A 26,104-nucleotide genomic window follows, 5' to 3' on the forward strand; every position below is an offset into this window, starting at 1 on the left:
GCCCTGCTGCATTGCCGTTATTCATGGCTCCAGCTGCGCAGCACCGCGTTTCCAATCTGCTGTGGAGCGGAATACCCTGCCCCGGCAGACTCCAGACTTCCGGCACTGCGCTGGCAGCGGCAGCCATTGTGCGGCAAGCGCTGCACGGCTGCTGCAATTGGCCCATTCGGGCCGCTTTGCTACCGGCTGCCTGCTGTTGGCTACTTCTGGCAGTGTGCGCAGAAGTAGGTGCTGCGCTGGCCCTGGCGCAGCATGCGGATCGGCCGGCCGCAGCCCACGCAAGGCTGGCCGTCGCGCCCATAGACCTTGGCCTGCAGCTGAAAGTGGCCCGGCATGCCGTCGGCACTGGAAAAGTCCCGCAAGGTCGTTCCCCCCTGGGCCACGGCCAGTGCCAGCACCTCGCGGATGCCGTCAAACAGGCGCCGCACCTTGCGCGGACCAACGTCCCTGGCCGGCAACTGGGGGTCAATGCGCGCCAGAAACAGCACTTCTGAAGCATAGATATTGCCCACCCCCACCACCAGTTTGCCCCCAAGCAGCAACTGCTTGATCGGCGTGCGGCTGGACTGCAGCCCGGCGGCAAAGCGCTCGAGGCGGAAGGACGCCGGGTCCAGCGGCTCCATGCCCAGGCCATCCAGCAGCTTGTGCGCCAGCGGGTCTTCCTCGCCGGTCACATGCACCACGGCGCCAAAGCGGCGTGGGTCGTGCAGCCGCAGCATGCCGTGGTCGGTCTGCATGTCAAAGTGGTCGTGCACGCCGGCAGCCCCCTGCTCTGGCGCAAAACGCAGGCTGCCCGACATGCCCAGGTGCAGCAGCAGCATGCCGGCGTCCAGATCCACCAACAGATACTTGCCGCGGCGGCGCACCTCCTGCACCACGCGCCCCGCCAATGCCTGGGGTTCCACGCCCAAAGGCCAGCGCAAAGGCTTGCCCATGCGCACGCTCTGAACCCGCGCCCCGACGATGGCATCGCGAAAGCTGCGGCGTGTGACTTCAACCTCGGGCAATTCAGGCATGGGCAGATAGAGACAAAGGGGTGTTGGCTTGGATTATTATGGGTCGATGCAGCTTCACTTCCGCCCTCTGCACTTGCCCCTCGCCCTTGCCTTGCTTCTGGGGTCGCACGCCGTGCTTGCCCAGGGCCGGCCAGCGACGCCCAAGGCAGCCGCCGCCCCCTCCGCAGCCCAGCCCGAAACCAGTGCCGAAGAGCTGTCGGCCGAGCTGTTCTACGAAATTCTGGTGGGCGAAATGGCCGCAGGCCAGGGCGACATGGTCAATGCCATGGCCCTGATGCTGGAAGCGGCGCGCCAGTCAGGCAGCGAACAGCTGTACCGCCGCGCCACCGAGCTGGGCCTGCAGTCGCGCTCCGGTGACCGTGCACTGTCGGCCGCGCAGGAATGGAAACACGCCTTCCCCCAGTCACGCGACGCCAACCGCTATGTGCTGCAACTGCTGCTGGCGCTGAACCGTGTCTCCGAAAGCCTGCAGCCGCTGCAGCAGGAAATCGCCTTCACCCCGGCAGCCTCCAAACCGGCCTCCTTTCTGGCCATTGCCCAGCTGTACAGCCGGGTTTCGGACAAGTCCCTGGCCGCAGCCGTGGTGGAGCAGGCACTGGCCAAGGAACTGCGCAAGCCCGACACCGGACCGGCCGCCTGGGCCACGGTCGGCCACCTGCGCATCGTCGCCGGGCAAAAGGAACTGGCACTGGACGCCGCGCGCAAGTCGCACGCCATGGCCCCGGACAACGGCGCCGCCGCCCTGCTGGCCCTGGAGCTGATGGAAGCCGACATGCCCGAAGCCGAGCCGCTGGTGCAGGGCTATCTGAAGCATTCGCCTTCCGCCACCATCCGCATGGCCTACGCCCGGGTGCTGATGGGCTATGAACGCAATGCCCAGGCACGGGAGCAGCTGGAGATCATTACCAACGAAAATCCCGAGTTTGCCGATGCCTGGCTGGCCCTGGCCGGCCTGCAATTCCAGAACGGCGAACCGGAAGCGGCCCAGCGTTCGCTGGACCAGTTCATCCCGCTGGCCGAGAAAGTGCCCGACGACAGCACCCGCCAGGCCGTGCTGACCCAGGCCTATCTGATGCACGCCAGCATCGCGCTGCAGCAGCGCAATGACAAGGCCGCCAGCCAGTGGCTGGACAAGATCGAGGACGGCCATGCCATCCTGAATGTGCAAAGCCTGCGCGCCACCATCCTGGCGCGCCAGGGCCAGCTGCCCCAGGCACGTGCGCTGATCCGCGCCGTGCCCACGCGCTCGCCCGCCCAGGAAAAGCTCAAGCGCCGCGCCGAAATCCAGCTGCTGCGCGATGCCGGTGCGCCGCAAGAGGCCTACCTGCTGCAGCGCACCCTGCTGGACCAGTCGCCGGAAGACAACGACATCGCCTATGACACGGCTATCCTGGCCGACAAGGCCGGCAAGTACGACACCGCCGAAGCGCTGCTGCGCGGCGTCATCGAACGCCAGCCCACCCACCACCATGCCTACAACGCGCTGGGCTACTCCCTCGCGGAACGCGGCATCCGCCTGGATGAAGCCAAGACCCTGATCCAGAAGGCGCTAGACCTGGCGCCGAATGACCCCTTCATCCTGGACAGCCTGGGGTGGGTGGAATTCCAGCAAGGCCGCAAGACCGAAGCGCTGGCGATCCTGGAAAAAGCCTATGGCTTGCGCAACGATGTGGACATCGCCGCCCACCTGGGCGAAGTGCTGTGGCAACTGGGTGACAAGACCCGTGCCCGCACCATCTGGCAGCAGGCGCTGGCACGCGATCCGCAGAATGACACGCTGCGGGCCACCCTCAAGCGCCTGGGAGTGCGTCCGTGACGCAAGCGGTTTCCCGCAGGCTGCTGTTGGCGGCGGGCCTCGGCGCCACCGCCTGGCTGGTGGGTTGCAGCACGCCGCCGCGCAGCACGGCGGATGCCGGCAGCCAGTTCTGGAGTGGCCGCATGGCCTTGCAGCTGCAGGACGACTCGGTGCTGAACAGCAACGGCCCGCAGTCCTTCAGCGCCTCGTTCGAGCTGCGCGGCTCGCCCCAGGCCGGCAGCCTGCAGCTGTTCACCCCGCTGGGCTCCAGCGTGGCCCTGATCAGCTGGCAACCCGGCAGCGCCTTGCTGCAGCAGGGCCAGACACAGCGCACCTCCGCATCGCTGGATGAACTGGTGCGCGACACCCTGGGCACCCACATTCCCGTGCCCGCCCTGTTTGCCTGGCTGCAGGGCCAGAACCAGGCAGCCGACGGCTGGAGCGTGGACCTGGAGCGCTATGCCGATGGCCGCATTGCTGCCACACGCCACAGCCCCACACCGGCCGCCAGCCTGCGCCTAATCCTGGACCGCTGAGACCGCACGGCCTCACCCATCCTTTTTCCTACTCTCGGATTCCCATGCACTCGCTCTACGACGTGCCCGCACCGGCCAAGCTCAACCTGTTTCTGCACATCATCGGACGCAGGGCCGACGGCTACCACCTGCTGCAATCGGTCTTCATGCTCATCGACTGGCAGGACCGGCTGCATTTTGAAAAAACCAGTGACGGCGCCGTCACGCGCCAGGATCTGAACGCCGATGCCCCGGCGCTGCCAGCGGACGACCTGATCGTGCGTGCCGCACGGGCGTTGCAAGCGGCCACGGGCTGCACACAAGGCGCCCGCATCGCGCTGGACAAGCACATCCCGTCACAGGCCGGCATGGGCGGCGGCTCGTCCGACGCCGCCAGCACCCTGATCGCGCTCAACCGCCTGTGGAATCTGGGGCTGAACCGCGCCGCCCTGGCGCGCATCGGCCTGCAACTGGGCGCCGATGTCCCGTTCTTCATTGGCGGAGACAATGCCTGGGTGCAAGGCATCGGTGAGCACATCACCCCGCTGGCGCCCGCCCATCCTCTGCCTGCCGCCCGCTTTGTCGTGGTCAAGCCGGCCGCCGGTTTGGACACCAAGGGGATTTTCACCTCGCCTCTGCTGCAGCGCGATACAAACAATGCTACAATCGAAGACTTTGCTGCAAATCACTTTGACTTTGGTCACAACGACTTGCAGCCTGTCGCAGAGGCTTTGTGCCCCGATGTGAAAAAAGTCAGAAATTGGCTCGAATCGCTCGGTTTACAGGCTAGAATGACGGGCTCAGGAAGTGCAGTGTTTGCGCAAATAAAGCAAGCGGATTTTCCAATTGCAGAGCAATGCAGCTGGACAATCCGAATTTGCGAGAATCTGCCGCGCCATCCACTGAAAGAGTGGGTAGCAGATTAAAGAACTACCGGTTTGCTGCAACAGCAGCAGACCAGTGTAGGGGAGTCGCCAAGTTGGTTAAGGCACCGGATTTTGATTCCGGCATGCGAAGGTTCGAATCCTTCTTCCCCTGCCAGATTTCTTTGCGTACAGGTAACCCCAATAACTGGGACGCACATGCACTCCAATCACTCTCAATTCAAGGTCTTCACCGGCAATGCCAACATTGCCATGGCAACGGAGATCGCTCAGCATCTCGGCACGACTCTGGGCGCTGCCGACGTTGGTCGTTTCTCCGACGGTGAAGTCACTGTCGAAATCAAGGAAAACGTTCGCACCCGTGACGTTTTCGTCGTGCAGCCGACCTGCGCCCCCACCAATGACAACCTGATGGAGTTGCTGGTGATGGTGGACGCACTCAAGCGTGCTTCCGCCGAGAGCATCTGCGCTGTCATCCCCTATTTCGGTTATGCCCGCCAGGACCGCCGCGTGCGCTCCACCCGTGTGGCCATCACCGCCAAGGTGGTTGCCAATATGCTGCAGGCTGCTGGCGTGTCGCGCGTGCTGACCATGGACCTGCACGCTGACCAAATCCAGGGCTTCTTCGACATCCCCGTGGACAACATCTACGCCTCGCCGGTGCTGCTGGGCGATCTGCGCCAGAAGAACTACGATGATCTGATCGTGGTCTCGCCCGACGTGGGCGGTGTGGTGCGTGCCCGTGCGCTGGCCAAGCAACTGGGTTGCGACCTGGCCATCATCGACAAGCGCCGTCCCAAGGCCAATGTGTCCGAAGTGATGCACGTCATCGGTGACATCGAAGGCCGCAACTGCGTGATCATGGATGACATGATCGACACCGCCGGTACGTTGGTGAAGGCGGCCGAAGTGCTCAAGCAGCGTGGCGCCAAGAAGGTGTATGCCTATTGCACGCACCCCATTTTCTCGGGCCCGGCCATCCAGCGCATCTCCGAAGGCGAAGCACTGGACGAAGTGGTGGTGACCAACACCATCCCGTTGAACGCCAACGCCCAGGCCTGCACCAAGATCCGTCAACTCTCCGTCGCCCCCCTGTTCGCTGAAACCATTCAGCGCATCTCCTCGGGTGACTCGGTGAGCAGCCTGTTCCAGGACTAAGCCCCTTTCAAGTCCGAAACCCCACAGCCTCCCTCGCGGAGGCTGCGGTGTGTTCCGGGGCACCGCAAAGACAGGGACAGCAGGTGCTGCCCCATCTTTTTATTAACAGGGCGAGACTGGTCGCGGTCCGCCCCCTCTGGAGTTCATTATGAAATTCGCCGCAACTTCGCGCGCTTTGCAAGGTACGGGTGCGAGCCGCCGCCTGCGTAATTCGGGCAACACCCCCGGCATCATCTACGGTGGCGCTGCTGAAGCCCAACTGATCGAGCTGAACCACAACAACCTGTTCCACGCTCTGAAGAAGGAAGTGTTCCATTCTTCGATCCTGGACCTGGATGTGGACGGCAAGGAAACCAAGGTCGTTCTGCGCGACGTGCAATTCCACCCCTACAAGCCCCTGGTGCTCCACGTGGACTTCCAACGCGTGGACGCAACCACCAAGGTGCACCTGAAGGTGCCCGTGCACCTGACCGGCCTGGAAGAGTCTCCCGCCGTCAAGGGCGAAAGCTGCACCGTGACCCAGCTGATCCATGAACTGGACGTGGTGTGCATGCCTTCCGCTCTGCCCGAGTTCATCAACGTGGACCTGAGCGCCCTGACTTCCAAGTCGGTGGTGGGTCTGCAATCCGTCAAGCTGCCTAACGGCGTGAAGGCTGTGGTGCGCGGTTCCAACAAGAACCCAGCCCTGATCTCCATCAAGCTGCCTGAAGTCGCTCCTGAAGCCGGTGCCGCCGCTGCCGCCGCTCCTGCTGCTCCTGCCAAGAAGGGCAAGAAGTAATTCTTGTGCCTGGCACTGCATGGCCCGCCAGGGCCATGCCCTCACATGGCCCACCCTGCGTGGGCCATTTGTTTTTGGGGGCCGCCCTGCAGGGCCGCAGCCCCACCGGGATAATCACCGCCATGATCAAACTGTTTGTGGGCCTGGGCAATCCAGGCCCGGAATACGAAGACACCCGCCACAACGCCGGCTTCTGGTGGATCGACGGGCTGGCACGCGAGCTGAAAGTGCAGCTCAACCCCGAGCGCAGCTACTGGGGCCTGATGGCCCGTGCCAATGTCCAGGGGCAGACCGTATGGCTGCTGCAACCCCAGACCTTCATGAACCTGTCGGGCAAGTCAGTGGGCGCGCTGGCACGCTTTTTCAAGATCCAGCCCGAGGAAATCCTGGTCGTGCACGATGAGCTGGACTTCACGCCCGGCATCGTCAAACTCAAAAAGGGCGGCAGCCACGGCGGCCACAACGGCCTGCGCGACATCCATGCCCAGCTGGGCAGCGACCAGTACTGGCGCCTGCGCGTGGGCATCGGCCACCCGGGCCACAAGGGGGAAGTCTCCAGCTGGGTGCTCAAGAAGCCGCCACAGGACCAGTGGCACCTGATCCACGACAGCATTGACCACAGCCTGAAATCCTGGCCCCAGCTGGTGGCCGGCGACATGGACAAGGCCACGCTGCAGATCCACACCATCAAGGCGCCGCGCCCCAAGCCGGAACGCAAGGCTCCGCCGGCAGCCACCGCCGAGTCCTGAGAAAAACATCCCACGCGCGGTGTTGGCGTGGGCATGGGCCGTTCGTTCGTGGGTTTGCGGGGTACTCAACCCCTTGCCAGCAGCTCCCGCCCCGCCAGGGCCCCTGCCGTGGTCAATGCGCGGCCGACCCGGCCTCCGCTTGCAGCCGCAGGTATTTCTGCATCAGCGTCTCCCGGCTTTCCACATGCTCCGGGTTCACCGGAATGCACGACACCGGGCAGACCTGCATGCACTGGGGCTCGTCAAAGTGCCCCACGCACTCGGTGCACTTGTGCGGGTGGATCTCATAGATGTGCTCGCCCATGTAAATGGCATCGTTGGGGCACTCGGGTTCGCACACATCGCAGTTGATGCACTCGTCCGTGATCATCAGCGCCATAGCTTCACTCCCGGGAACAACACACAAATAGGGCACATGGCGCCTATTATCGGTGTCCGCCAAGCACCTGACCGGTGTGCGGGCAAGCCCCTGCAGCCGAGTTGCCACCGGGAACGAAGATTTCCCGTTAAGCTTGGCCCCTCACGCACACCCGGCGCGCACCACACGCTATTGCTTTATGAGCATTTTCCTTGCCAAACGACTGCTGACCCTGGTCGCCACCCTGCTGGGTGCGTCCGTGGTGGTGTTCGGTGTGCTGGAAATCCTGCCCGGCAACGTGGCCCAGGTGCTGCTGGGCCCGGACGCCGACCCTGAAGCCGTGCAGGCCATGGCCGAGCAGCTGGGCCTGAACCAGCCCGCCTGGCAGCGCTACACCGACTGGATCACCGGCCTGTTCCAGGGCCAGATGGGCGACAGCTACACCTACGGCACGCCCGTGCTGGAGCTGGTGCTGGAGCGCCTGTCCGTCACCATCCCCCTGGCGGTGATGGCCATGCTGCTGACCACCGTGCTGGCCCTGCTGGCCGGCGTCTATGCCGCATCGCACCACAACAAGCTGGGCGATGTGGGCACCATGGGCCTGGCGCAGATCGGCATCGCCATCCCCAACTTCTGGTTCGCCATCCTGCTGATCCTGCTGTTTTCGGTGAAGCTGCAGTGGTTTTCCGCCGGCGGCTTTCCCGGCTGGACCGAGGAGGTCGGCGGCGGCTGGTGGCCCGCCCTGCAGGCGCTGATCCTGCCTGCCGTGGCCCTGGCCGTGGTGCAGGCCGCCATCCTGGCGCGCATCACCCGCTCGGCCGTGCTGGAAGTGCTGCGTGAAGACTTTGTGCGCACCGCCCGCGCCAAGGGCTTGAGCCAGCGTGCCGTGCTCTGGGGCCATGTGCTGCGCAATGCCATGATTCCCGTCATCACCGTGATGGGCCTGCAATTCGCCAATCTGCTGGCCGGCACCATCGTGGTGGAAAACGTGTTCTACCTGCCCGGCCTGGGCCGGCTGATCTTCCAGTCCATTGCCAACCGTGACCTGATCGTGGTGCGCAACTGCGTGATGCTGCTGGCCGCCATGGTGATCGTAGTGAATTTTGTGGTGGACCTGCTGTACGCCGTGATCGACCCCCGTGTGGAGGCGAGCGATGTCTGAGCCCACGGCAGTGCCCCCCGTGGCACCCCACCCTGCCCAAACCACCGCCCCGGCCACCGTATCGGCCACCGTATCGGCCGCCACGGCCTCCCCCGGCTTCTGGCAGCGCGCGCCCCGCCACCCCAGCTTTGTGGCAGGAGCGACGCTGACCGCCCTGCTGATCGCCTGCGCCCTGTTGTCCTTTGTCTGGACGCCCTGGGATCCGTATGCCATGGACCTGGACACCAAGCTGCAGGCGCCCGACGCCCGGCACTGGCTGGGCACGGATGCCTACGGCCGCGACGTGGCTTCGCTGCTGCTGGTGGGTGCGCGCAATTCCATCTGGGTAGGCGTGATCGCCGTGGGCATCGGCCTGACCATCGGCACGCTGCTGGGCCTGCTGGCCTCGGCCCGCCGCGGCTGGACGGAAGAAGCCATCATGCGGCTGTCGGACTTCACCTTTGCCTTTCCCGCCATCCTGTCGGCCATCATGCTGACGGCCGTGTTCGGCGCGGGCATTGTCAACTCCATCATCGCCATCGGCATCTTCAACATTCCCACGTTCGCGCGCATCACCCGCGCTTCGGCCAATGCCGTGTGGGCCCGTGAATATGTGCTGGCTGCCCGTGCCTGCGGCAAGAACCGCTGGCAGATCACCCGCCAGCATGTGCTGCCCAACATCCTGTCGGTGCTGGTGGTGCAGGCCACCATCCAGTTCGCCATTGCCATCCTGGCCGAAGCCGCCCTGTCCTATCTGGGGCTGGGCACGCAGCCGCCCATGCCGTCCTGGGGCCGCATGCTCAGCGAAGCGCAGACCCTGATGTTCCAGGCCCCGATGCTGGCCGTGTTCCCCGGCGTGGCGATTGCGCTGTCGGTGCTGGGCCTGAATCTGCTGGGCGACGGTCTGCGTGACCTGCTAGACCCGCGCCTGCGCCGCCGCTGAAGGAACACCATGCCGCTGCTGGAAGTCGATCACCTCTGCGTCACTCTGCACACCCACCGCGGGCAGGTGAGCGCCGTGCGCGATCTCTCGTTCGCGCTGGAGCGAGGCGGCACGCTGGGCCTGATCGGCGAATCGGGCTGCGGCAAGTCGCTCACCGCACTGGCACTGATGGGACTGCTGCCCGACAACGCCAGCACCGACGGCAGCGTGCGCCTGCACGGCCAGTCCCTGCTGGACCTGAACGAGGCCGGCTGGAGCCAGTTGCGCGGCAACCGCATGGCCATGATTTTCCAGGAGCCGATGACGGCCCTGAACCCGGTACACCCGATTGGTCGCCAGGTGGCCGAGCCGCTGCGCCGCCACCAGGGCCTGGGTGCACGCAGCGCCCAGGCCGAGGCCCTGTCCCTGCTGGAACGCGTGGGCATTCCGCAGGCCGCACGGCGCCTGGGCGATTACCCCCACCAGTTTTCCGGCGGCCAGCGCCAGCGCATCATGATTGCCATGGCCCTGGCCTGCCAGCCCGATGTGCTGATTGCCGACGAACCCACCACCGCGCTGGACGTGACCGTGCAGCAGCAGATCCTGGATCTGATTGCCGATCTGGTGGACGAGCGCGGCATGGGCCTGATCCTGATCTCCCACGACCTGGGCGTGATCTCCCAGAACGTGGACCAGATGCTGGTCATGTACGGCGGCTCCGTGGTGGAAAGCGGCCCCACCGAGACCCTGTTCCGGCACATGGCCCACCCCTATACCCGGGGCCTGTTGGCCGCACGCCCGCAGCTGGGAGCCGCCCGCCTGCCCGATGGCCGCATGCCCCCCTTGCAGACCATTGCCGGCACCGTGCCGGAGCTGGCCGATCTGCCGCCCGGCTGTGCCTTCAGCGGCCGCTGCAGCTATACCCAGCCGCAGTGCCGCAGCCAGCGCCCCGTGCCCGTGCCCCAGGACGGCAGCGACCGGCACTGGGCACGCTGCCTGCGGCCCGAGGCCATGGCAGCGCTGCCCCCTTCCGGCATGGTCGCAGGGAGTGCCGCATGAATACCGCGACCACGGCCACCACGGACACCAGCACGGCCATCGCCCCGCTGCTGCAGGTGGAGCATCTGCAGCGCAGCTACCAGCTGCCGCGCCGCCAGCTGTGGCGCGCGCCCGAAACCGTGGCCGCGCTGCAGGACATCAGCCTGCAGATCCACGCCGGCCGCAGTCTGGGCGTGGTGGGCGAATCGGGATCGGGCAAGTCCACGCTGGCCCGCCTGGTCATGGCGCTGGACCGGCCCAGCGCCGGCACCATCCGCATGCTGGGGCAGGACCTGAACGCGCTGACCGCGTCCGAGCTGCGGGCCCTGCGGCGCCACTTCCAGATCGTGTTCCAGGACCCCTATGGATCGCTGGACCCGCGCCAGACCATCGCCCGCATCGTCGCCGAGCCCCTGGAAGCGCTGGAGCCGAGCACCGCTGCACAGCGCCGCCTGCGTGTGGCCGAGGTCCTGGCCCAGGTGGGCCTGCGCGACAGCGATCTGGACAAATACCCGCACGAGTTTTCCGGCGGCCAGCGCCAGCGCATTGCCATAGCCCGGGCGCTGATCACCCGGCCGCAGCTGATCGTGGCCGATGAGCCGGTCAGCGCGCTGGATGTGTCCGTGCAGGCCCAGGTGCTGAACCTGATGCAGGACCTGCAGCAGCACCATGGCGTCACCTTTCTGCTGATCAGCCACGACCTGGCCGTGGTGCAGCAGCTGTGCCAGGACGTGGTGGTCCTGCACCAGGGCCGCATCGTGGAACGCGGCAAGCCCGAGCAGCTGTTCACCGCCCCACAGCACCCCTATACGCGCCAGCTGGTGCAGGCCTCGCCCACGATTGCCCCCGGCCGCGCGCGCGCGCGCCGCCAAGCCCGCGCCGCCAACTCCAGTGCCGCATAGGGCGACACGGCAGCACCCCCGGGTGGTGTACAAAGCGGAGTGCGCTGCGCACGCTGTGCAGCCTGATTCAACCACCACAACAAGATCCGACCGGAGACCTTCCCCATGATCAACCGCCGCCACCTTCTGACCACGGGTGCACTCGCTTCCGTGCCCCTGCTGCACCCGCTGACCGGGCTGGCACAGGGCAAGAAGGACAGCGTCACCCTGGCACTGACGCTGGAGCCGCCCATGCTGGACCCCACGGCCAGCGCCGCCTCGTCGGTGGCGGAGATCGTGCACTACAACATCTTCGAGACGCTCACCAAGATCAACAGCGACGGCAGCGTGTCCCCCATGCTGGCCGAAAGCTGGGAAGTCTCGCCCGACCTCAAGACCTACACCTTCCGCCTGCGCAAGGGCGTGAAATTCCAGAACGGCGAGCCCTTCAACGCCCAGGCGGTGAAGTTCTCGTTCGAGCGCGCCGCTTCGGACAAGAGCACCAACAAGGACAAGCGCACCTTCGCCAGCATGAAGGTCAACGTGGTCGATGAGCACCAGCTGGTCATCCTCACCCAGGAGATCGATCCCGACTTCCTGTTCGTGCTGGGCCAGGCCACGGCCATCATCGTCGAGCCCAAAAGCGCCGCCACCAACACCACCAAGCCGGTGGGCACCGGCCCCTACAAACTGGGCATGTGGAACAAGGGCGCCTCGGTCACCCTGGTGGCCTGGCCGCAGTACCGCGATGCCGCCAAGATCCGCATCCACCGCGCCACCTTCCGCTTCATTCCCGACGCCGCCGCCCAGGTGGCCGCACTGATGGCCGGGGATGTGGACGCCTTCCCCCGCGCTACGCCCCGCAGCGTGCCGCAGTTCAAGAACAACGCCCGCTTCCAGGTGCTGGTCAGCGGCTCGCGGGCCAAGACCATTGTGGCCATCAACAACGCGCGCAAGCCGCTGGACGATGCCCGTGTGCGCCGCGCGATTGCTGCTGCCATCGACCGCAAGACCGTGATCGAAGGCGCTGCCGAAGGCTATGGCGTGCCCATCGGCAGCCACTATGTGCCCGGCGCCTTTGGATATGTGGACACCACCGGCATCAATCCGCATGACGTGGACAAGGCCAAGAAGCTGCTGGCGGAAGCCGGTGTCAAGCTGCCGCTGGAGCTGACCATGACCTTGCCACCCGCGCCCTATGCGCGCCAGGGCGGCGAGATCATTGCCGCCGAACTGGCCAAGGTGGGCATCAAGCTCAAGCTGCAGAACGTGGAATGGGCGCAGTGGCTGTCGGGCACCTACACCAACAAGAACTACGACCTGACCTTGATCTCCCATGTCGAGCCATTCGATCTGGGCAACTTCGCCAAGCCTGACTACTACTGGGGCTACAAGTCCGAGCAGTTCAACCAGCTCTACGACAAGATCAAGAACACCCCGCGCCCGGCCGACCGTGCCCGCCTGCTGGGCGAGGCGCAGCGCCTGCTGGCCGAGGACAGCGTGCACGCCTTCCTCTACCAGCCGCAGTGGGTCACCGTGGCCAGCAAGGGGCTGCGCGGGCTGTGGAAGGACATGCCGATCTTTGTGAACGATCTGGCCGCACTGTCCTGGGCCTGATTTCCTGAAGGGCGGCACCGGCCGCCGCCCCAGCCAGCACCCTGTGCCGGCCGCGTTTTCCTGGTATCTGATTTCTGAACGCCCTGCGGGGCCGCAAAGGAGGGATATGAGCGAATTGCACACCCTGGGCGCCACCCAGCTGCTGCGGGCCTATATGGCACGCCAGCTGTCCCCGGTCGAAGTCATGCAGGCGGTGCTGGACCAGGCCGCACGCTGGGAGCCCCAGCTGCACGCCACCTACCTGCTGCGCCCCGAAGCCGCGCTGGAACAGGCCCGCGCCAGCGAAGCCCGCTGGCAGCAGCGTGCGCCGCAGGGCTGGCTGGACGGCGTGCCGGCCACCATCAAGGACAACATTGCCACTGCCGGCGACCCCACGCCGCTGGGCACGGCCGCCACCGCCCTGGTGCCTGCCGCAACCGATGCCCCACCCGCGGCCCGCCTGCGCGAAGCCGGTGCGCTGCTGTGGAGCAAAACCACCATGCCGGACTTTGGCATGCTGTCTTCCGGGCTGTCGAGCTTCCACGCCACGGCGCGCAATCCCTGGGACCTGTCCAAAGGCCCCGGCGGCAGCAGCGCCGGCGCCGGCGCCGCGGCGGCCGCTGGCTACGGCCCGCTGCATGTGGGCACCGACATCGGCGGCTCCATCCGCCTGCCGGCCAGCTGGTGCGGCATCGTGGGCTTCAAGCCCAGCCTGGGCCGCATTCCCATCGACCCACCCTACACCGGCCGCTGTGCCGGCCCCATGACACGCAGCGTGGAAGACGCCGCCCTGATGATGATGGTGCTGGCCCAGCCAGATGCACGCGACTGCATGGCGCTGCCGCCACAGTTCATCGCCTGGGAACAGGTGGATACCGGGCTGGAACGCCTGCGCGGCCTGCGTTTTGGCCTGCTGCTGGATGCGGGCTGCGGCCTGCCGGTGGCGCCCGAAGTGCGCCAGGCCATCGAACACGCGGCCACGCTGCTGGAAAAGGCCGGAGCCATCGTCGAGCCCATGGCACCGTTTCTGACCCGCGACATGCTGGACGGCATGGACCATTTCTGGCGCATGCGCTCCCACATGGATCTACAGGCCCTGCCCGCGGCGCAGCAAGGCAAGGTGCTGCCCTTCATCCGCCAGTGGGCCGACAGCGCCGACGGGCTGACCGCTGCAGCGCTGTTTGCCGCCCAGCACCAGTTCTTCCGCACACGCCAGGCCACGGTGCAGGCCTGTGCGGCGTTCGACTATGTGCTTTCGCCAGTGGCCCCCATCACCGCATTCGATGCGCAGCTGGCCTCGCCCACCAACGACCCGCTGCGCCCGCTGGAGCACATTGCCTTCACCGTGCCTTTCAATATGTCGGAGCAGCCGTCCATTTCCGTGCCTTGCGCGCAGTCGGCCCAGGGCCTGCCCATCGGGCTGCAAATTACCGGCCCGCGCTTTGACGACCTGGGCGTGCTGCAGATGGCCCGCGCGTTCGAGCAGCTGCGCGCCCCGCTGCCGCCCTATCCTTCGGCACCGGCCGCACTGCAGCGCGATATGGCCCAGGCTGCGCCGCAGACCACTGCGATCGCAGCAGATCCCATCCCTGTGCCAGCAGCGGTGTAAGCACGGCATTCAGCGGCCGTGGCCTGCCGCACTGACCACGCGCCGCCCAGGCCAGGTTCAGCGCTGCACCGTGGCCAGGCGCACGGCCATGCCCAAAAAGACCACGCCTGCCAGGCGGTTCAGCCACCACTGGGCACGTACCGAGCGCTGCAGCACCGTGCCGAACACGCCGCTGAAGCAGGCGATGGCACCGAACACCATCAAAGTGGCGGCCATGAACACCGCGCCAAACGCGGCAATCTGCGGAGCCACAGGGCCACGGCCCGGGTCGGCAAACTGGGGCAGAAATGCCAGGAAGAAGATCAGCACCTTGGGGTTGGTCAGGTTCATCACCAGGCCCCGGCCCACCATGCGCACGGCCTCGCGCACTGGCAGGCGCTGGTCGCGGGCCTGCAGCACCGGACCGTCGCTGACGCTGGAGGGCGCCCGCAACGCACCCCAGGCCAGATAGGCCAGGTAAGCGGCACCGCACCATTTGAGCGCCGTGAACGCCGCGGCCGATGCGGCAAACACCGCCGCCAGGCCCAGGGCCACGGCCGTGGTGTGCACCAGAATTCCCCCGCACAGCCCCAGCACCACGGCCAGGCCGGCACGCCAGCCCTTCTGGGCCGACTGCAGCAGCACAAACACATTGTCCGGGCCAGGACTCAGGGCCAGCAGCACGGCAACGCCAAAAAACGCGGTCAGGGATTCCAGGGAAGGCATGGGCAACTGTGGGCAACGCGGAATTCCGGCCTCCTGCGGCCGGTCCATCCCGCATGGTACGCCGGGCGCCCCGTTGGCGGCTTGCGCGCGGGTGACGCGACGCTGGGCCCCTGGCGTCAGCGCCCTGGCCCACCCAGCAAGGCACGCGGCTGCTGCGTCTGGCAGCCTGCCTGGGTGAACGGGCCTTCGGCCCGCTCCCAGCCACTGGCCGGCATGTGCTGCGCACAGACGCGCTGGCCGTCCAGCTTGCTGACCCACCAGTACCAGGGCGCCGGTGCGGCCTGGGTGGCGGCCGCCCACAGCAGTGCACCCAGCACGGGCAGCGCCAACCATGCCTGCCAGCGGCGGTGGCGCACCGGGCTGCGCGCAACAGAGGGGGTTGGATACGGCATGGTCTTACTCACGAGAACATGGCGACGGGTGGTTTCTTCTTCATCGGAAGCTTTCCGGGCTGCAAAGTTCCTCACCCCAGTCCCAGGGCCGTCACGCCCAGGGCGATCAGCACCGCCCCGAAGATACGCACGGCCCGGTCGCCTTCGCCCAGCAGATGGCCGCCGATCAGCGCCGCAAACAGCATGGACACTTCGCGCGCCGGCGCCACGTGGGACATGGGCGCGGTCTGCATGGCATACAGCACCAGCACATAGGCCACGGGGCTGACCAGGGCCACCAAGGCGGCCCAGCGCCATTGCTGTGCCCACAGGCGACGCGCTTCCGGCAGATCGCGCAGCACCACCGGCGCCAGCAGGAAGACACGCACAAAGTTGCCCATGTAGTCGATCAGGATGGGCGACATCAGCAGCAGGCGCACGCCATAGCCGTCCACCACGGTGTAGCTGGCAATAAACACGCCGGTCAGCACGCCATACAGCAGGCCGCGGCGCAGGCGCAACCGGGCTTCGGGGTCGCTGCGCGGGCGCAGCAGCGCCGGACCGCCGGCGATGAAGAACACCCCCAGCACCACGCCGGCAATACCGGCCGCGCCCAGCGTCGAGATGTGCTCGCCCAGAAAGGCAATCGCCACCATGGAGCTCAACAGCGGCCCGCTGCCGCGTGCCAGCGGGTAGACCACGGTCAGGTCCGCATGCCGGTAGCCGCGCAGCAGCGTCACGTAGTAGGCCACGTGCAGCAGGCCGCTGATGACCACCACCGCCCATTCGGCCCTGCCCCAGCCGGGCACCACATCACGCCCCACCCACCAGCCCAACGGTGCCCAGATGACCATCATGATGATGGAGGTGAAAAAGGCAAAGCGGGAGTCGCCCCCCGCCTTCTTGGCCGCCACGTTCCACCCCGCGTGGATCAGACCAGCCACAATGATCAGCGCAAATGCCTGCAAACTCATAACAACGACTGGACCCGAGAAAAGCCAAGAAAAAACGAAAGCGAAAGCAGAAAAGCAAAGGGGCCGAAAGGCCCCTGGTTCCAGCCGCAAGGGCTGGAGCGATGTGAAGTCAGCGATGCGGCTTCATGCCCGGCCGATGATGGATGCGGTGGCCATCAGTTCCTCCAGCAGCGCAAACGACACCTGGCCGGAGACAGCATAGGGGTCAAGCTCGGCCTTCTCGGAGTACTTGAGCAAGATGGAATGGTTGAGCTTGTTCAGGTTGACCACGCCCATGGTCCAGCCGCCAAAGCGGCGTTCGTCGATTTCCTGGAACTGCAGCAGCTCCACATCCTTGTGGCGTGCGTCGTGCATCAGCGTACCGAACAGGTGGCTGACGGCGCTGCGTCCGCCCTCGATGGCCTGCAGAAACACACCGCCTCCGTAGCACAGCACGCCGGTCAGGCCATTGCAGGGGTTGTGCTCGCGCGACTGGGAAAGAATGGCTTCGATGGCCGCGGGCGAGGTATCGACCGCGCGGCTGGCATAGAGCAGGCGCACCAACATGGATCAGTTCCTCCCTGGAATCAGCGACAGGAATTCGCGGCGCAGGTTGGCGTCCTTCAGGAAGGCGCCGCGCATCACCGAGTTCAGCATCTTGCTGTCCATCTCGCGCACACCGCGCCAGGACATGCAGAAATGCGATGCCTCCATCACGATGGCCAGGCCATCGGGCTGGGTTTTTTCCATGATCAGGTCGGCCAGCTGTACCACGGCCTCTTCCTGGATCTGCGGGCGGCCCATCACCCAGTCCACCAGACGGGCGTATTTGGACAGGCCGATCACATTCGTGTGTTCATTGGGCAGTACCCCGATCCAGATCTTGCCGATCACCGGGCACAGGTGGTGGCTACAGGCGCTGCGCACGGTGATGGGGCCGACGATCATCAGCTCGTTCAGGTGCTCGGCATTGGGGAATTCAGTGATGGCCGGGGCCTGCACATAGCGGCCCTTGAAGACCTCGTTCAGGTACATCTTGGCCACACGGCGCGCGGTGGTGCGGGTGTTGTGGTCGTTGGCGGTGTCGATCACCATGCTGTCGAGCACACCCTGCATCTTTGTTTCCACCTCGTCCAGCAGCTTTTCCAGCTCACCGGGCTCGATGAATTCGGCAATGTTGTCATTGGCGTTGAAGCGCTTGCGGGCTGCCGTGATCCGTTCACGGATCTTCACGGAGACGGGTGTACCCTCGTCCGGGTTCGCAGGATTCATGGGGTTGGCAGCCAGATCACTAAACATGCCAAGCATGTTACCAGCGATTCCCGGGCACAGTCACAACAAGGAAATGGGCATATCACGCAGTCTGCGAGCGCACAGATAGCTACGTTTTAGATAGCACTCCAATACCGATGCGACAGCCGTCGCCCATGGCGATGCGCAGCGTGTCCGCCCGCACAGCCCCATTACAGCCGGAATTCGGCGATCAGCGGCAGGTGGTCGGACATGCGCCACCAGATACGGCCCTGGGGCACCATCAGCCCGGTGGGCGTGAGGCCGCGCACATACACATGGTCCAGCTGGGCCAGCGGCAGGCGCGAGGGATAGGTCAGCGCCCTCAGGTCTTCACCCTCAAATTCGTACAGACCGAAGCTGGCCAGCATGCGCTTGATGTGGTTGCCCCAGTCGTTGAAGTCGCCCGCCACCACCAGCGGCGCGCCGGGCGGCACTTCGTGCTCGATAAACTGCTGCAGCGCATGGATCTGGCGCACGCGGCTGCCGGGGATCAGGCCCAGGTGCACCACGATGGCGTGCACCGAGCGGCCACGCACTTCCACCTCCACATGCAGCAGGCCGCGCTGCTCGAAGCGGTGGTCCGAGATATCGAGGTGGTTGTGGCCCTTGACCGGCCAGCGCGTCAGCAGCGCGTTGCCGTGCTCGCCGTCCTTGGTATAGGCATTGGTGCGGTAGACGGACTCATAGCCTTCGGGGGCCAGAAACTCGGCCTGGCCCACTTCCGGCCAGCGGTCGAAATAGGCCGCCTCCTTGCGGTTCATCCTGCGCACTTCCTGCAGGCAGACGATGTCGGCATCCAACTGTTCCACCGCATGGCCCAGGTTGTGGATCTCCAGGCGCCGCGTCGGCCCCAGGCCCTGCACACCCTTGTGGATGTTGTAGGTGGCCACGCGCAGCAAACCGGTCTCGGGCGGCAGCACGATGCCGGACGCGGTGATCTTCTCTGGGGAAGGGGTGGACTCAACAGTCATGCGGTGAGATAGGCAGGCAAATGGAGAATGGCCTCGGCATTAGAGGGCGAATAGCAGCGGTCGGCCGCTTCGCGCCAGTCATGCCATGCAAATGCGGTGTGCTCGCGCGGATTCAAGACCACGCGGGTGCCCATCGGCACGCGCAGGCCGAACACCCGCTCCGTGTTCAACCATACACCCGGGGCGTAGCGGTGCAGCCAGTGCGGGTAAATGGTGTAGGTGTTCTGCAAGGCCCAGTCCTGCAGCACGCAGCCGGGGGCCCGGGCATCGATGCCGGTTTCCTCGGCCACCTCGCGCACTGCGGTGGCCTGCCAGTCTTCCCCTTCGAAGTCCTTGCTGCCGGTCACCCCTTGCCAGAAGGGCTGCCCCTCGGGCGCCGCCTGGGTGCGGCGCAGCAGCAGCACCTGGCCATCTGCACGGTAGATGATGACCAGCACCGATTCCGGAATTTTGAAAGCGCTATCCGGGGCCGGGACCGTTGCCACAGGGACAGCGGCGGACGCCGGTGCGCAGGAAACCATGGATGCCATCACCCCATGGTAGCGCCGCAGCCGGGCCGAAAAAGGTCAAAACCTGTGTCCTGCGCGGAAAAGCCGCTGGAGCCGCCCCACGACCATGCTGCAGCACAGCATTTTTCAGCCATAACGGATGCCCGCCCTGCTCTCATGCCTTGGAGCGACGGCCATGAAAAACGCCACCCGGCCGGGAGGCTGGGTGGCGTTAGCAGGGGTCGCTCGCCAGCGGCTAGCGCCGCAGCACCACCGCTGGATCAGGCCATGGCTTACTCGGCCGTGGTGGTGGTCACCGCCACGTTGCGCAGCTTGATGTGCAGCTCGCGCAGCTGCTTCTCGTCCACCGGCGAAGGCGCCTGGGTCAGCAGGTCCTGTGCACGCTGGGTCTTGGGGAAGGCGATCACGTCACGGATGGAATCCGAGCCGGTCATCAGCGTGATCAGGCGGTCCAGACCGAAGGCCAAGCCACCGTGGGGAGGTGCGCCGTATTGCAGCGCATCCAGCAGGTAGCCGAACTTGGCACGCTGGTCTTCCGGCGTGATGTTCAGTGCCGCAAACACCTTGGCCTGCACGTCGGCGCGGTGGATACGCACCGAGCCACCGCCCAGTTCCCAGCCGTTCAGCACCATGTCGTAGGCCTTGGCGATGCACTTGCCGGGATCGGTGTCCATCAGGTCTTCATGACCGTCCTTGGGCGAAGTGAACGGGTGGTGCACGGCGGCCCAGCGGTCGTTCTCTTCGTCGTATTCGAACATGGGGAAGTCCACCACCCACAGCGGTGCCCACTTGTCTTCGAACAGGCCGTTCTTCTTGCCGAATTCGCTGTGACCGACCTTCAGGCGCAGCGCACCGATGGAGTCGTTGACGATCTTTTCCTTGTCTGCACCGAAGAACAGCAGGTCACCATCCTGTGCGCCAGTGCGCTTCAGGATTTCGGCGATCGCTGCATCGTGCAGGTTCTTGACGATGGGCGACTGCAGGCCGTCACGGCCCTTGGCCACTTCGTTGACCTTGATCCAGGCCAGGCCCTTGGCGCCATAGATCTTGACGAACTCGGTGTAGCCGTCGATTTCGCCACGCGAGATCGCAGCGCCGCCGGGCACGCGCAGGGCCACCACACGGCCACCCTTGGTGGTCGCAGGGGTGGAGAAGACCTTGAAGTCCACATCGCCCATGCAGTCGGTCAGCTCGGTGAATTCGAGCTTGACGCGCAGGTCGGGCTTGTCCGAACCGAAGCGGAAGGCCGCATCCTGGTAAGTCATGATGGGGAATTCGCCCAGATCCACGTTCAGTTGGGTCTGGAAGACTTCCTTGATCATCGTCTGGAAGATGGCACGGATTTCTTCTTCGTTCAGGAACGAAGTTTCGCAGTCGATCTGCGTGAATTCAGGCTGGCGGTCCGCGCGCAGGTCTTCGTCGCGGAAGCACTTGGTGATCTGGTAGTAGCGGTCGTAGCCGGCCACCATCAGCATCTGCTTGTACAGCTGGGGCGACTGGGGCAGCGCGAAGAATTCGCCGTCGTGCACGCGCGAAGGCACCAGATAGTCACGGGCGCCTTCGGGGGTGGACTTGCCCAGCATCGGGGTTTCGATGTCGATGAAGCCTTGCTTGTCCAGGAAGTTGCGCACCTGGATGGCGGTCTTGTAGCGCAGCATCATGTTGCGCTGCATCACCGGGCGGCGCAGGTCCAGCACGCGGTTGGTCAGGCGCACGGTTTCGGACAGGTTGTCGTCGTCCAGCTGGAAGGGAGGCGTCACCGAAGCGTTCAGCACGTTCAGTTCGTGGCACAGCACTTCGATCTGGCCGCTCTTGAGCTTGTCATTGGTCGTGCCTGCAGGACGTGCACGCACCAGGCCCTTGACCTGCACGCAGAATTCGTTGCGCACGCCTTCGGCGGTCTTGAACATCTCAGCGCGGTCCGGGTCGCACACTACCTGCACATAACCTTCGCGGTCGCGCAGGTCGATGAAGATCACACCACCGTGGTCACGGCGGCGATTCACCCAGCCGCACAGGGTCACGGTTTGGCCCATCAGGGCCTCGGTCACAAGACCGCAATATTCAGAGCGCATGGCCATCGGTTTATCTTCCTGCGCCCTCGTGGGGCGCGCTGTTTGGGTTGTTTATCAGTTGGGCTCGTCGGGCACCGGCAGCGGCGGTGGAGCCACGACACCCATCGAAACGATGTACTTGAGCGCGGTGTCCACGCTCATCTCCAGCTCCACGCAATCGCTCTTGCGCATCAGCACAAAGTAGCCGCCCGTGGGATTGGGCGTGGTCGGAACGAACACGCTCACATATTCATCGCGCAGGTAGCTGGCCACTTCGCCCGATGGCTGGCCGGTGATGAAAGCCACCGTCCACACGCCTTCGCGCGGCCATTGCACCAGCACGGCGGTGCGAAACGCGTTGCCGCTGTCGGAGAACACCGTATCCGACACCTGCTTGACGCTGGAGTAGATGGAGCGTACCACCGGGATGCGGGAAATGATGGCATCGCCCCAGCTCACCAACTTGCGGCCTACGAAATTGCTGGCCACACCGCCCACCAGCAGCAGGATCAGCAAGGTCAGCAGCACCCCGAAACCCGGGATGTGCATGCCCAGCAGCTTGTCGGGTTGCCAGTGCTCCGGCAGGATCTGCAGGGTCTGGTCCAGCGTGCTGATGATCCAGTTCAACACCCAGGCGGTGATGACGCCGGGCACGATGACCAGCAGACCGGTGAAGAGCCATTTGCGCAGTGCTGACATAGGGCGGCTTACACCTCGGCCGAAGCAGATGGGCAGCCCGCGGCCGCGCAGGCACTGCCACCGCTGTCGCAGGCAGGCGCAGCCGCCGCCTGGGAGGTCGAGCCGCCCTTGAAGTCGGTGGCATACCAGCCCGAGCCCTTGAGCTGGAAGCCCGGGGCCGTCAGCTGCTTGGAAAAGGCCTCGGCACCGCAGGCCGGACAGGCCGTCAGCGGCGCATCCGACATTTTCTGCAGAACGTCTTTGGCGTGGCCACAGGAGCCACACTTATATGCATAGATCGGCATAGCGCAGAGGGAGGAAAAAAGGATTTCGCAAAACCCTTCATTATAGGCAGCCAGACTTGGCGAAGCCCGGCAAGGCTCAATCCCCATCGGGCGCCCGTTGCCAAACCCGGCGGCGGGGCCCGCAACAAGACAGGAACTCAGACCCCGACAACCGGCGTGTCCGAGGTGTAGTGCACCACTTCATCACGGCGGTTGGTGATCCACTGCGGCAGCAGCGAACCCGTCACCATGCCGGTCATGGCCGCCAGCAGGCCTGCCAGCTGCTGCGGGAATACGTCCGCCCAGCCCGGCACCACCATGAACAACAGCCACACGCCAATGCCCAGCGTCACCGCGGCAATGGCGCCCTGGGTGCTGGCCCGCTTCCAGTACAGACCAAACACCAGCGGCACAAAAGCCCCCACCAGCGGCACCTGGTAGGCGCTGGACACCAGTTCGTAGATGGGCGTGCCTTCCATCAGGATGGAATAGGTCAGCACGCAGGCGGCGAACACCAGCACGCTGATGCGCATGGTGAGCAAGTTTTCGCGGTCGCTGGTCATCGGGCGGAACTGGCGCCAGATGTTTTCGGTGAAGGTCACGCTGGGGGCCAGCAAGGTGGCCGATGCGCAGGACTTGATGGCCGACAGCAGCGCACCGAAGAACAGCACCTGCATGACCACGGGCATCTTGTCCATCACCAGCGTGGGCAGCACCTTCTGCGGATCGTCTCCCAGCAGGGCCGTGGCCTCTTCCGGCATGATCAGCAGCGCACTGGCCACCAGAAACATGGGCACAAAGGCGAAGAAGATGTAGGCGGTGCCACCGATCACGGTGCCACGCACGGCCGCCTTTTCGCTGTTGGCCGACATCACGCGCTGGAACACGTCCTGCTGCGGAATGGAGCCCAGCATCATGGTAATGGCCGCGCCGAAGAAGAACAGGATTTCGTGCCAGCTGGGCTCGGGCCAGAACTTGAACAGATCGCGGCTGGTGGCCAGATCGATCACCTTGTCCGCACCGCCGGCCATGTCGGCCGCAAAAAAGGCCAGCACCACCAGACCCAGCACCAGAATGATCATCTGGATGAAGTCCGTCACGGCCACCGACCACATGCCACCCCAGAGGGTGTAGACCAGAATGGAGAGCACGCCGATCGCCATGCCCCAGGGCACGCTGATCAGGTCACCGGACAGCAGATTGAACACCAGGCCCAGCGCTGTGACCTGGGCCGAGACCCAGCCCAGGTAGCTGAGCATGATGATCAGCGAGCAGACCACTTCGATGCCGCGACCGAAACGGCCCCGGTAGTAGTCGCTGATGGTCAGCAGCGTCATGCGGTAGAGCTTGCCGGCAAAGAACAGGCCCACCAGGATCAGGCACATGCCCGCGCCAAACGGGTCTTCCACCACGGCATGGAGGCCGCCTTCGATGAACTTGGCCGGCACGCCCAGCACGATCTCCGAACCGAACCACGTGGCAAACGTGGTGGTGATGATCATGTACATCGGCAAATGCCGGCCGGCAATCGCGAAGTCGGCCGTGTTTTTCACCCGCCTGGCCGCCCACAGGCCGATGCCGATGGTGACGAACAGGTAAGCAATCACCATGAAGAGCAGCACGCTGGTTCTCCCGTTGAAAGTTGTTTTTGTAGATTCAGAAAATGAAGTGCGTCACTAGCAAGATGCGCACCACCACCAGGCCCAGCACAAAGCCCACGCCCCCGTACAGAATCATCTGCAGCAATCGGTTGGTGCGCTTCTGTTCGGCCAGCAGCTCCCGCATGGCCTGCTGGCTGCCGTGGCGGTCCTGCTGCAGGAACTGCTGTACCAGACGGGGCAGCTCGGGCAGCAGCTTGGCATAGCGGGGGGCCTCGGCCTTCAGTTCGCGCCACAGACGTTGCGGCCCCATCTGGTCCAGCATCCACTTTTCCAGGAAGGGCTTGGCCGTGCTCCACAGGTCCAGATTCGGGTCCAGCTGGCGGCCCAGGCCCTCGATGTTGAGCAGGGTCTTTTGCAGCAGCACCAGCTGCGGCTGGATTTCCACCTGGAAGCGGCGCGAGGTCTGGAACAGACGCATCAGCACCATGCCCAGCGAAATCTCGGCCAGCGGACGGTCGAAGTACGGTTCGCACACGGCGCGGATGGCGGCTTCAAGCTCGTCCACCCGGGTAGTGGGCGGCACCCAGCCGCTTTCGATGTGCAGCTCGGCCACGCGCTTGTAGTCACGCCGGAAGAAGGCCGTGAAGTTCTGCGCCAGATACTCCTTGTCGTACTCGGTCAGCGTGCCGACGATGCCGAAGTCCAGCGAGATATAGCGCCCGAAGGTCTCGGACTCCAGGCTGACCATGATGTTGCCAGGGTGCATGTCGGCGTGGAAAAAGCCGTCGCGGAACACCTGGGTGAAGAAAATGGTGACTCCGTCGCGCGCCAGCTTGGGGATGTCCACCCCGGCTTCACGCAGACGCTCGATCTGGTTGATGGGAACGCCCTTCATGCGCTCCATCACCATCACGTCGGGGCGGCAGAAATCCCAGTACACCTCGGGAATCAGCACCAGATCCAGGCCGTCCATGTTGCGGCGCAGCTGCGCTGCATTGGAGGCTTCGCGGATCAGGTCCAGCTCGTCGTGCAGGTAGTTGTCGAACTCGGCCACCACCTGGCGGGGCTTGAGGCGCTTGCCATCGGCAGAAAGCCGCTCCACCCAGCTGGCCATCATGTGCATCAGCGCCAGATCCTTGTCGATCACGCGCTTCATGCCGGGGCGCAGCACCTTGACAGCCACTTCGCGCTCCTTGCCATCCCGGTCCACCACGGTGGCGAAGTGCACCTGGGCGATCGAGGCACTGGCCACGGGCACGCGCTCGAAGCTCAGGAACACCTGGTCCAGGGGCTTGCGAAACGATTTCTCGATGGTGTCCACCGCAATCTGGGGATCGAACGGCGGCACGCGGTCCTGCAGCTTGGCCAGCTCTTCTGCCACATCGGGCGGCATCAGGTCGCTGCGTGTGGACAGCACCTGGCCGAACTTCACAAAAATCGGGCCCAGCGATTCCAGCGCCTCGCGCAGGCGCACGCCGCGCGGCGCGTCCAGCTTGCGGCCCAGTGTCAGCACGCGGCGCAGGCCGCGCAGCCAGGGATGCTCGAAGCCAGAGAGCACCAGCTCATCCAGCCCATAGCGCAAGGCCACCCAGAGGATGGTGGCGCCCCGCAGGAACTTGCTCATTGCGGCTGGCGCGGCTCGGCGTCGGCCACCGGCAGGTTGTTCTGTGCGCCGGGGGCAGGTGTGGTGGCCTCATCGGCCTTGGCCATGCGAGCACCGACGAACTGGCGCAGCCCCTGAGCCAGCTTGCGGGCCGCGCTGCCGATCATGTGGGCCGGCGTGTCACCGATGATGCGTGCCAGATCTTCTTCCACATCCCACTCGACGTTGTCGACCAGCCAGTGGATGTCGGCCGCCAGCTGCACATCACCCTCGATGCGGATGGCGGGCTTGTCGCCGCGCAGGGCCGTCTTGGCCAGCACCAGCGGGTTGCTGTCGGCAATTTCCAGCAGCAGGTCGGGAGTGGCGCCTTCGGGGGCCAGATTGAACAGGCCGGCCGGCGTGATCAGCAGCGCCATATTGAAATTGCGCCACTGCACCCGGGCCACACGCCCTTTCTGGCGCACCAGGCGCTCCATGGCCGCTTTCTCCTGCATCAGCACATGGTTGAGGAAGAGCACGACGCGCTGCTGGGTTTCGTGCACCAGCCACTGGGGCGGCTGCACGGTTTCCACCACGCGTTCGACCAGGCCGTTGAGAAAAGAAAAAGGGGACTGTGTTGCCATAGTCCCCCGATTATTCCTG

General features: G+C 65.1%; 27 protein-coding genes and 1 tRNA gene. 13 read left to right on the forward strand and 15 right to left on the reverse strand.

Annotated elements, in window-relative coordinates; translation table 11 throughout:
• Window positions 1–200: 200 nt before the first annotated feature.
• Window positions 201–1,016, reverse strand: a complete 816-nt coding sequence (gene mutM, locus KW830_RS09185) for a bifunctional DNA-formamidopyrimidine glycosylase/DNA-(apurinic or apyrimidinic site) lyase (protein WP_218332916.1) — start codon at window positions 1,014–1,016, stop codon at window positions 201–203.
• Window positions 1,017–1,089: 73 nt separating this feature from the next.
• Here mutM and KW830_RS09190 point away from each other — a divergent pair, with 73 nt between their 5' ends.
• From KW830_RS09190 to pth, 7 genes are all read left to right on the forward strand, one after another.
• A complete protein-coding gene (locus KW830_RS09190; RefSeq protein WP_225608832.1) occupies window positions 1,090–2,832 on the forward strand; it encodes a tetratricopeptide repeat protein in 1,743 nt (580 codons plus the stop codon).
• Window positions 2,829–3,347 (forward strand): lipoprotein insertase outer membrane protein LolB, encoded by a 519-nt coding sequence (locus KW830_RS09195; RefSeq protein ID WP_066540643.1) that lies wholly within the window; start codon window positions 2,829–2,831, stop codon window positions 3,345–3,347. Before KW830_RS09190 ends, KW830_RS09195 begins: the two co-directional genes overlap by 4 nt.
• Window positions 3,348–3,391: 44 nt before the next feature.
• Window positions 3,392–4,252, forward strand: a complete 861-nt coding sequence (ispE, locus tag KW830_RS09200) for a 4-(cytidine 5'-diphospho)-2-C-methyl-D-erythritol kinase (RefSeq protein WP_218332918.1) — start codon at window positions 3,392–3,394, stop codon at window positions 4,250–4,252.
• Window positions 4,253–4,290: 38 nt separating this feature from the next.
• A tRNA-Gln gene (locus tag KW830_RS09205) sits at window positions 4,291–4,367 on the forward strand.
• 41 nt (window positions 4,368–4,408) lie between these two features.
• The gene (locus KW830_RS09210) at window positions 4,409–5,368 is read left to right on the forward strand and encodes a ribose-phosphate pyrophosphokinase (RefSeq protein WP_066540638.1); all 960 of its coding nucleotides are present in this window, start codon (window positions 4,409–4,411) and stop codon (window positions 5,366–5,368) included.
• Between the two features lie 148 nt (window positions 5,369–5,516).
• Window positions 5,517–6,146, forward strand: coding sequence for a 50S ribosomal protein L25/general stress protein Ctc (locus KW830_RS09215; RefSeq protein WP_066540637.1), 630 nt, complete (start codon window positions 5,517–5,519; stop codon window positions 6,144–6,146).
• 122 nt (window positions 6,147–6,268) lie between these two features.
• On the forward strand, window positions 6,269–6,895 hold the full coding sequence (gene pth / locus KW830_RS09220) for an aminoacyl-tRNA hydrolase (RefSeq protein ID WP_218332919.1): 627 nt from the start codon (window positions 6,269–6,271) through the stop codon (window positions 6,893–6,895).
• A gap of 112 nt (window positions 6,896–7,007) precedes the next feature.
• On the opposite strand, the gene KW830_RS09225 is transcribed toward pth, so the two are convergent.
• A complete protein-coding gene (locus tag KW830_RS09225; RefSeq protein ID WP_066540635.1) occupies window positions 7,008–7,274 on the reverse strand; it encodes a YfhL family 4Fe-4S dicluster ferredoxin in 267 nt (88 codons plus the stop codon).
• Between the two features lie 178 nt (window positions 7,275–7,452).
• Here KW830_RS09225 and KW830_RS09230 point away from each other — a divergent pair, with 178 nt between their 5' ends.
• From KW830_RS09230 to KW830_RS09255, 6 genes are all read left to right on the forward strand, one after another.
• On the forward strand, window positions 7,453–8,415 hold the full coding sequence (locus tag KW830_RS09230; protein WP_066540632.1) for an ABC transporter permease: 963 nt from the start codon (window positions 7,453–7,455) through the stop codon (window positions 8,413–8,415).
• A complete protein-coding gene (locus KW830_RS09235) occupies window positions 8,408–9,337 on the forward strand; it encodes an ABC transporter permease (RefSeq protein WP_218332920.1) in 930 nt (309 codons plus the stop codon). Before KW830_RS09230 ends, KW830_RS09235 begins: the two co-directional genes overlap by 8 nt.
• A gap of 9 nt (window positions 9,338–9,346) precedes the next feature.
• Entirely contained in the window at window positions 9,347–10,375 is a 1,029-nt protein-coding gene (locus KW830_RS09240; protein ID WP_218332922.1) for an ABC transporter ATP-binding protein, read from the forward strand.
• Entirely contained in the window at window positions 10,372–11,256 is an 885-nt protein-coding gene (locus KW830_RS09245; protein WP_218332923.1) for an ATP-binding cassette domain-containing protein, read from the forward strand. Before KW830_RS09240 ends, KW830_RS09245 begins: the two co-directional genes overlap by 4 nt.
• A gap of 105 nt (window positions 11,257–11,361) precedes the next feature.
• Entirely contained in the window at window positions 11,362–12,852 is a 1,491-nt protein-coding gene (locus KW830_RS09250) for an ABC transporter substrate-binding protein (RefSeq protein ID WP_218332924.1), read from the forward strand.
• Between the two features lie 106 nt (window positions 12,853–12,958).
• Window positions 12,959–14,440 carry an amidase gene (locus KW830_RS09255; protein WP_218332925.1) on the forward strand — a complete coding sequence of 494 codons (1,482 nt, stop codon included), beginning with the start codon at window positions 12,959–12,961 and terminating at the stop codon, window positions 14,438–14,440.
• Window positions 14,441–14,497: 57 nt separating this feature from the next.
• Here the strand turns inward: KW830_RS09255 and KW830_RS09260 are convergent, their stop codons facing one another.
• The 13 genes from KW830_RS09260 to KW830_RS09320 all read right to left on the reverse strand — a co-directional run bounded on the left by KW830_RS09260 (window position 14,498) and on the right by KW830_RS09320 (window position 26,085).
• Complete coding sequence (locus KW830_RS09260; protein WP_218332926.1) at window positions 14,498–15,145, reverse strand: LysE family translocator; 648 nt, start codon at window positions 15,143–15,145, stop codon at window positions 14,498–14,500.
• Between the two features lie 116 nt (window positions 15,146–15,261).
• On the reverse strand, window positions 15,262–15,537 hold the full coding sequence (locus KW830_RS09265) for a hypothetical protein (RefSeq protein WP_370626106.1): 276 nt from the start codon (window positions 15,535–15,537) through the stop codon (window positions 15,262–15,264).
• Window positions 15,538–15,608: 71 nt separating this feature from the next.
• Window positions 15,609–16,490, reverse strand: a complete 882-nt coding sequence (locus KW830_RS09270) for an EamA family transporter (protein WP_066540621.1) — start codon at window positions 16,488–16,490, stop codon at window positions 15,609–15,611.
• 123 nt (window positions 16,491–16,613) lie between these two features.
• The gene (locus KW830_RS09275) at window positions 16,614–17,036 is read right to left on the reverse strand and encodes a BLUF domain-containing protein (protein ID WP_066540617.1); all 423 of its coding nucleotides are present in this window, start codon (window positions 17,034–17,036) and stop codon (window positions 16,614–16,616) included.
• Between the two features lie 3 nt (window positions 17,037–17,039).
• Window positions 17,040–17,768, reverse strand: coding sequence for a GTP cyclohydrolase I (folE, locus tag KW830_RS09280; protein WP_066540614.1), 729 nt, complete (start codon window positions 17,766–17,768; stop codon window positions 17,040–17,042).
• A gap of 164 nt (window positions 17,769–17,932) precedes the next feature.
• On the reverse strand, window positions 17,933–18,733 hold the full coding sequence (locus KW830_RS09285) for an endonuclease/exonuclease/phosphatase family protein (RefSeq protein WP_218332927.1): 801 nt from the start codon (window positions 18,731–18,733) through the stop codon (window positions 17,933–17,935).
• Window positions 18,730–19,254: a dihydroneopterin triphosphate diphosphatase gene (nudB, locus tag KW830_RS09290; RefSeq protein ID WP_083520595.1), complete on the reverse strand. Its 525-nt coding sequence runs from the start codon at window positions 19,252–19,254 to the stop codon at window positions 18,730–18,732. The genes KW830_RS09285 and nudB overlap by 4 nt, the downstream gene beginning before the upstream one ends.
• A gap of 260 nt (window positions 19,255–19,514) precedes the next feature.
• Window positions 19,515–21,323 carry an aspartate--tRNA ligase gene (gene aspS, locus KW830_RS09295; RefSeq protein WP_066540609.1) on the reverse strand — a complete coding sequence of 603 codons (1,809 nt, stop codon included), beginning with the start codon at window positions 21,321–21,323 and terminating at the stop codon, window positions 19,515–19,517.
• A 48-nt stretch (window positions 21,324–21,371) separates the two neighbouring features.
• Complete coding sequence (locus tag KW830_RS09300) at window positions 21,372–21,995, reverse strand: DUF502 domain-containing protein (protein ID WP_066540605.1); 624 nt, start codon at window positions 21,993–21,995, stop codon at window positions 21,372–21,374.
• A gap of 8 nt (window positions 21,996–22,003) precedes the next feature.
• On the reverse strand, window positions 22,004–22,279 hold the full coding sequence (locus KW830_RS09305; RefSeq protein ID WP_066540603.1) for an FmdB family zinc ribbon protein: 276 nt from the start codon (window positions 22,277–22,279) through the stop codon (window positions 22,004–22,006).
• Window positions 22,280–22,416: 137 nt separating this feature from the next.
• Window positions 22,417–23,880, reverse strand: coding sequence for a sodium:solute symporter family protein (locus KW830_RS09310; protein WP_066540597.1), 1,464 nt, complete (start codon window positions 23,878–23,880; stop codon window positions 22,417–22,419).
• A gap of 34 nt (window positions 23,881–23,914) precedes the next feature.
• The gene (gene ubiB, locus KW830_RS09315) at window positions 23,915–25,483 is read right to left on the reverse strand and encodes a ubiquinone biosynthesis regulatory protein kinase UbiB (protein WP_218332932.1); all 1,569 of its coding nucleotides are present in this window, start codon (window positions 25,481–25,483) and stop codon (window positions 23,915–23,917) included.
• Window positions 25,480–26,085 (reverse strand): SCP2 domain-containing protein, encoded by a 606-nt coding sequence (locus tag KW830_RS09320; protein ID WP_066540586.1) that lies wholly within the window; start codon window positions 26,083–26,085, stop codon window positions 25,480–25,482. The genes ubiB and KW830_RS09320 overlap by 4 nt, the downstream gene beginning before the upstream one ends.
• Window positions 26,086–26,104 lie beyond the last annotated feature (19 nt).

Source organism: Comamonas sp. CMM03, from assembly GCF_019218715.1.
In the GTDB taxonomy this organism is placed as follows: Bacteria; Pseudomonadota; Gammaproteobacteria; order Burkholderiales; family Burkholderiaceae_C; genus Comamonas; species Comamonas terrigena.

Excerpts from the sequence above, each read along its gene's own strand:
- mutM (WP_218332916.1), bottom strand. The coding sequence starts at position 1,016 with ATGCCTGAATTGCCCGAGGTTGAAGTCACACGCCGCAGCTTTCGCGAT.
- pth (WP_218332919.1), top strand. The coding sequence starts at position 6,269 with ATGATCAAACTGTTTGTGGGCCTGGGCAATCCAGGCCCGGAATACGAA.
- KW830_RS09265 (WP_370626106.1), bottom strand. The coding sequence starts at position 15,537 with ATGCCGTATCCAACCCCCTCTGTTGCGCGCAGCCCGGTGCGCCACCGC.
- KW830_RS09230 (WP_066540632.1), top strand. The coding sequence starts at position 7,453 with ATGAGCATTTTCCTTGCCAAACGACTGCTGACCCTGGTCGCCACCCTG.
- KW830_RS09225 (WP_066540635.1), bottom strand. The coding sequence starts at position 7,274 with ATGGCGCTGATGATCACGGACGAGTGCATCAACTGCGATGTGTGCGAA.
- KW830_RS09320 (WP_066540586.1), bottom strand. The coding sequence starts at position 26,085 with ATGGCAACACAGTCCCCTTTTTCTTTTCTCAACGGCCTGGTCGAACGC.
- KW830_RS09215 (WP_066540637.1), top strand. The coding sequence starts at position 5,517 with ATGAAATTCGCCGCAACTTCGCGCGCTTTGCAAGGTACGGGTGCGAGC.
- KW830_RS09270 (WP_066540621.1), bottom strand. The coding sequence starts at position 16,490 with ATGAGTTTGCAGGCATTTGCGCTGATCATTGTGGCTGGTCTGATCCAC.
- aspS (WP_066540609.1), bottom strand. The coding sequence starts at position 21,323 with ATGGCCATGCGCTCTGAATATTGCGGTCTTGTGACCGAGGCCCTGATG.
- KW830_RS09250 (WP_218332924.1), top strand. The coding sequence starts at position 11,362 with ATGATCAACCGCCGCCACCTTCTGACCACGGGTGCACTCGCTTCCGTG.
- KW830_RS09210 (WP_066540638.1), top strand. The coding sequence starts at position 4,409 with ATGCACTCCAATCACTCTCAATTCAAGGTCTTCACCGGCAATGCCAAC.
- KW830_RS09235 (WP_218332920.1), top strand. The coding sequence starts at position 8,408 with ATGTCTGAGCCCACGGCAGTGCCCCCCGTGGCACCCCACCCTGCCCAA.
- KW830_RS09255 (WP_218332925.1), top strand. The coding sequence starts at position 12,959 with ATGAGCGAATTGCACACCCTGGGCGCCACCCAGCTGCTGCGGGCCTAT.
- KW830_RS09240 (WP_218332922.1), top strand. The coding sequence starts at position 9,347 with ATGCCGCTGCTGGAAGTCGATCACCTCTGCGTCACTCTGCACACCCAC.
- nudB (WP_083520595.1), bottom strand. The coding sequence starts at position 19,254 with ATGGTTTCCTGCGCACCGGCGTCCGCCGCTGTCCCTGTGGCAACGGTC.
- KW830_RS09305 (WP_066540603.1), bottom strand. The coding sequence starts at position 22,279 with ATGCCGATCTATGCATATAAGTGTGGCTCCTGTGGCCACGCCAAAGAC.
- KW830_RS09300 (WP_066540605.1), bottom strand. The coding sequence starts at position 21,995 with ATGTCAGCACTGCGCAAATGGCTCTTCACCGGTCTGCTGGTCATCGTG.
- KW830_RS09260 (WP_218332926.1), bottom strand. The coding sequence starts at position 15,145 with ATGCCTTCCCTGGAATCCCTGACCGCGTTTTTTGGCGTTGCCGTGCTG.
- KW830_RS09285 (WP_218332927.1), bottom strand. The coding sequence starts at position 18,733 with ATGACTGTTGAGTCCACCCCTTCCCCAGAGAAGATCACCGCGTCCGGC.
- ispE (WP_218332918.1), top strand. The coding sequence starts at position 3,392 with ATGCACTCGCTCTACGACGTGCCCGCACCGGCCAAGCTCAACCTGTTT.
- folE (WP_066540614.1), bottom strand. The coding sequence starts at position 17,768 with ATGTTTAGTGATCTGGCTGCCAACCCCATGAATCCTGCGAACCCGGAC.
- KW830_RS09245 (WP_218332923.1), top strand. The coding sequence starts at position 10,372 with ATGAATACCGCGACCACGGCCACCACGGACACCAGCACGGCCATCGCC.
- ubiB (WP_218332932.1), bottom strand. The coding sequence starts at position 25,483 with ATGAGCAAGTTCCTGCGGGGCGCCACCATCCTCTGGGTGGCCTTGCGC.
- KW830_RS09275 (WP_066540617.1), bottom strand. The coding sequence starts at position 17,036 with ATGTTGGTGCGCCTGCTCTATGCCAGCCGCGCGGTCGATACCTCGCCC.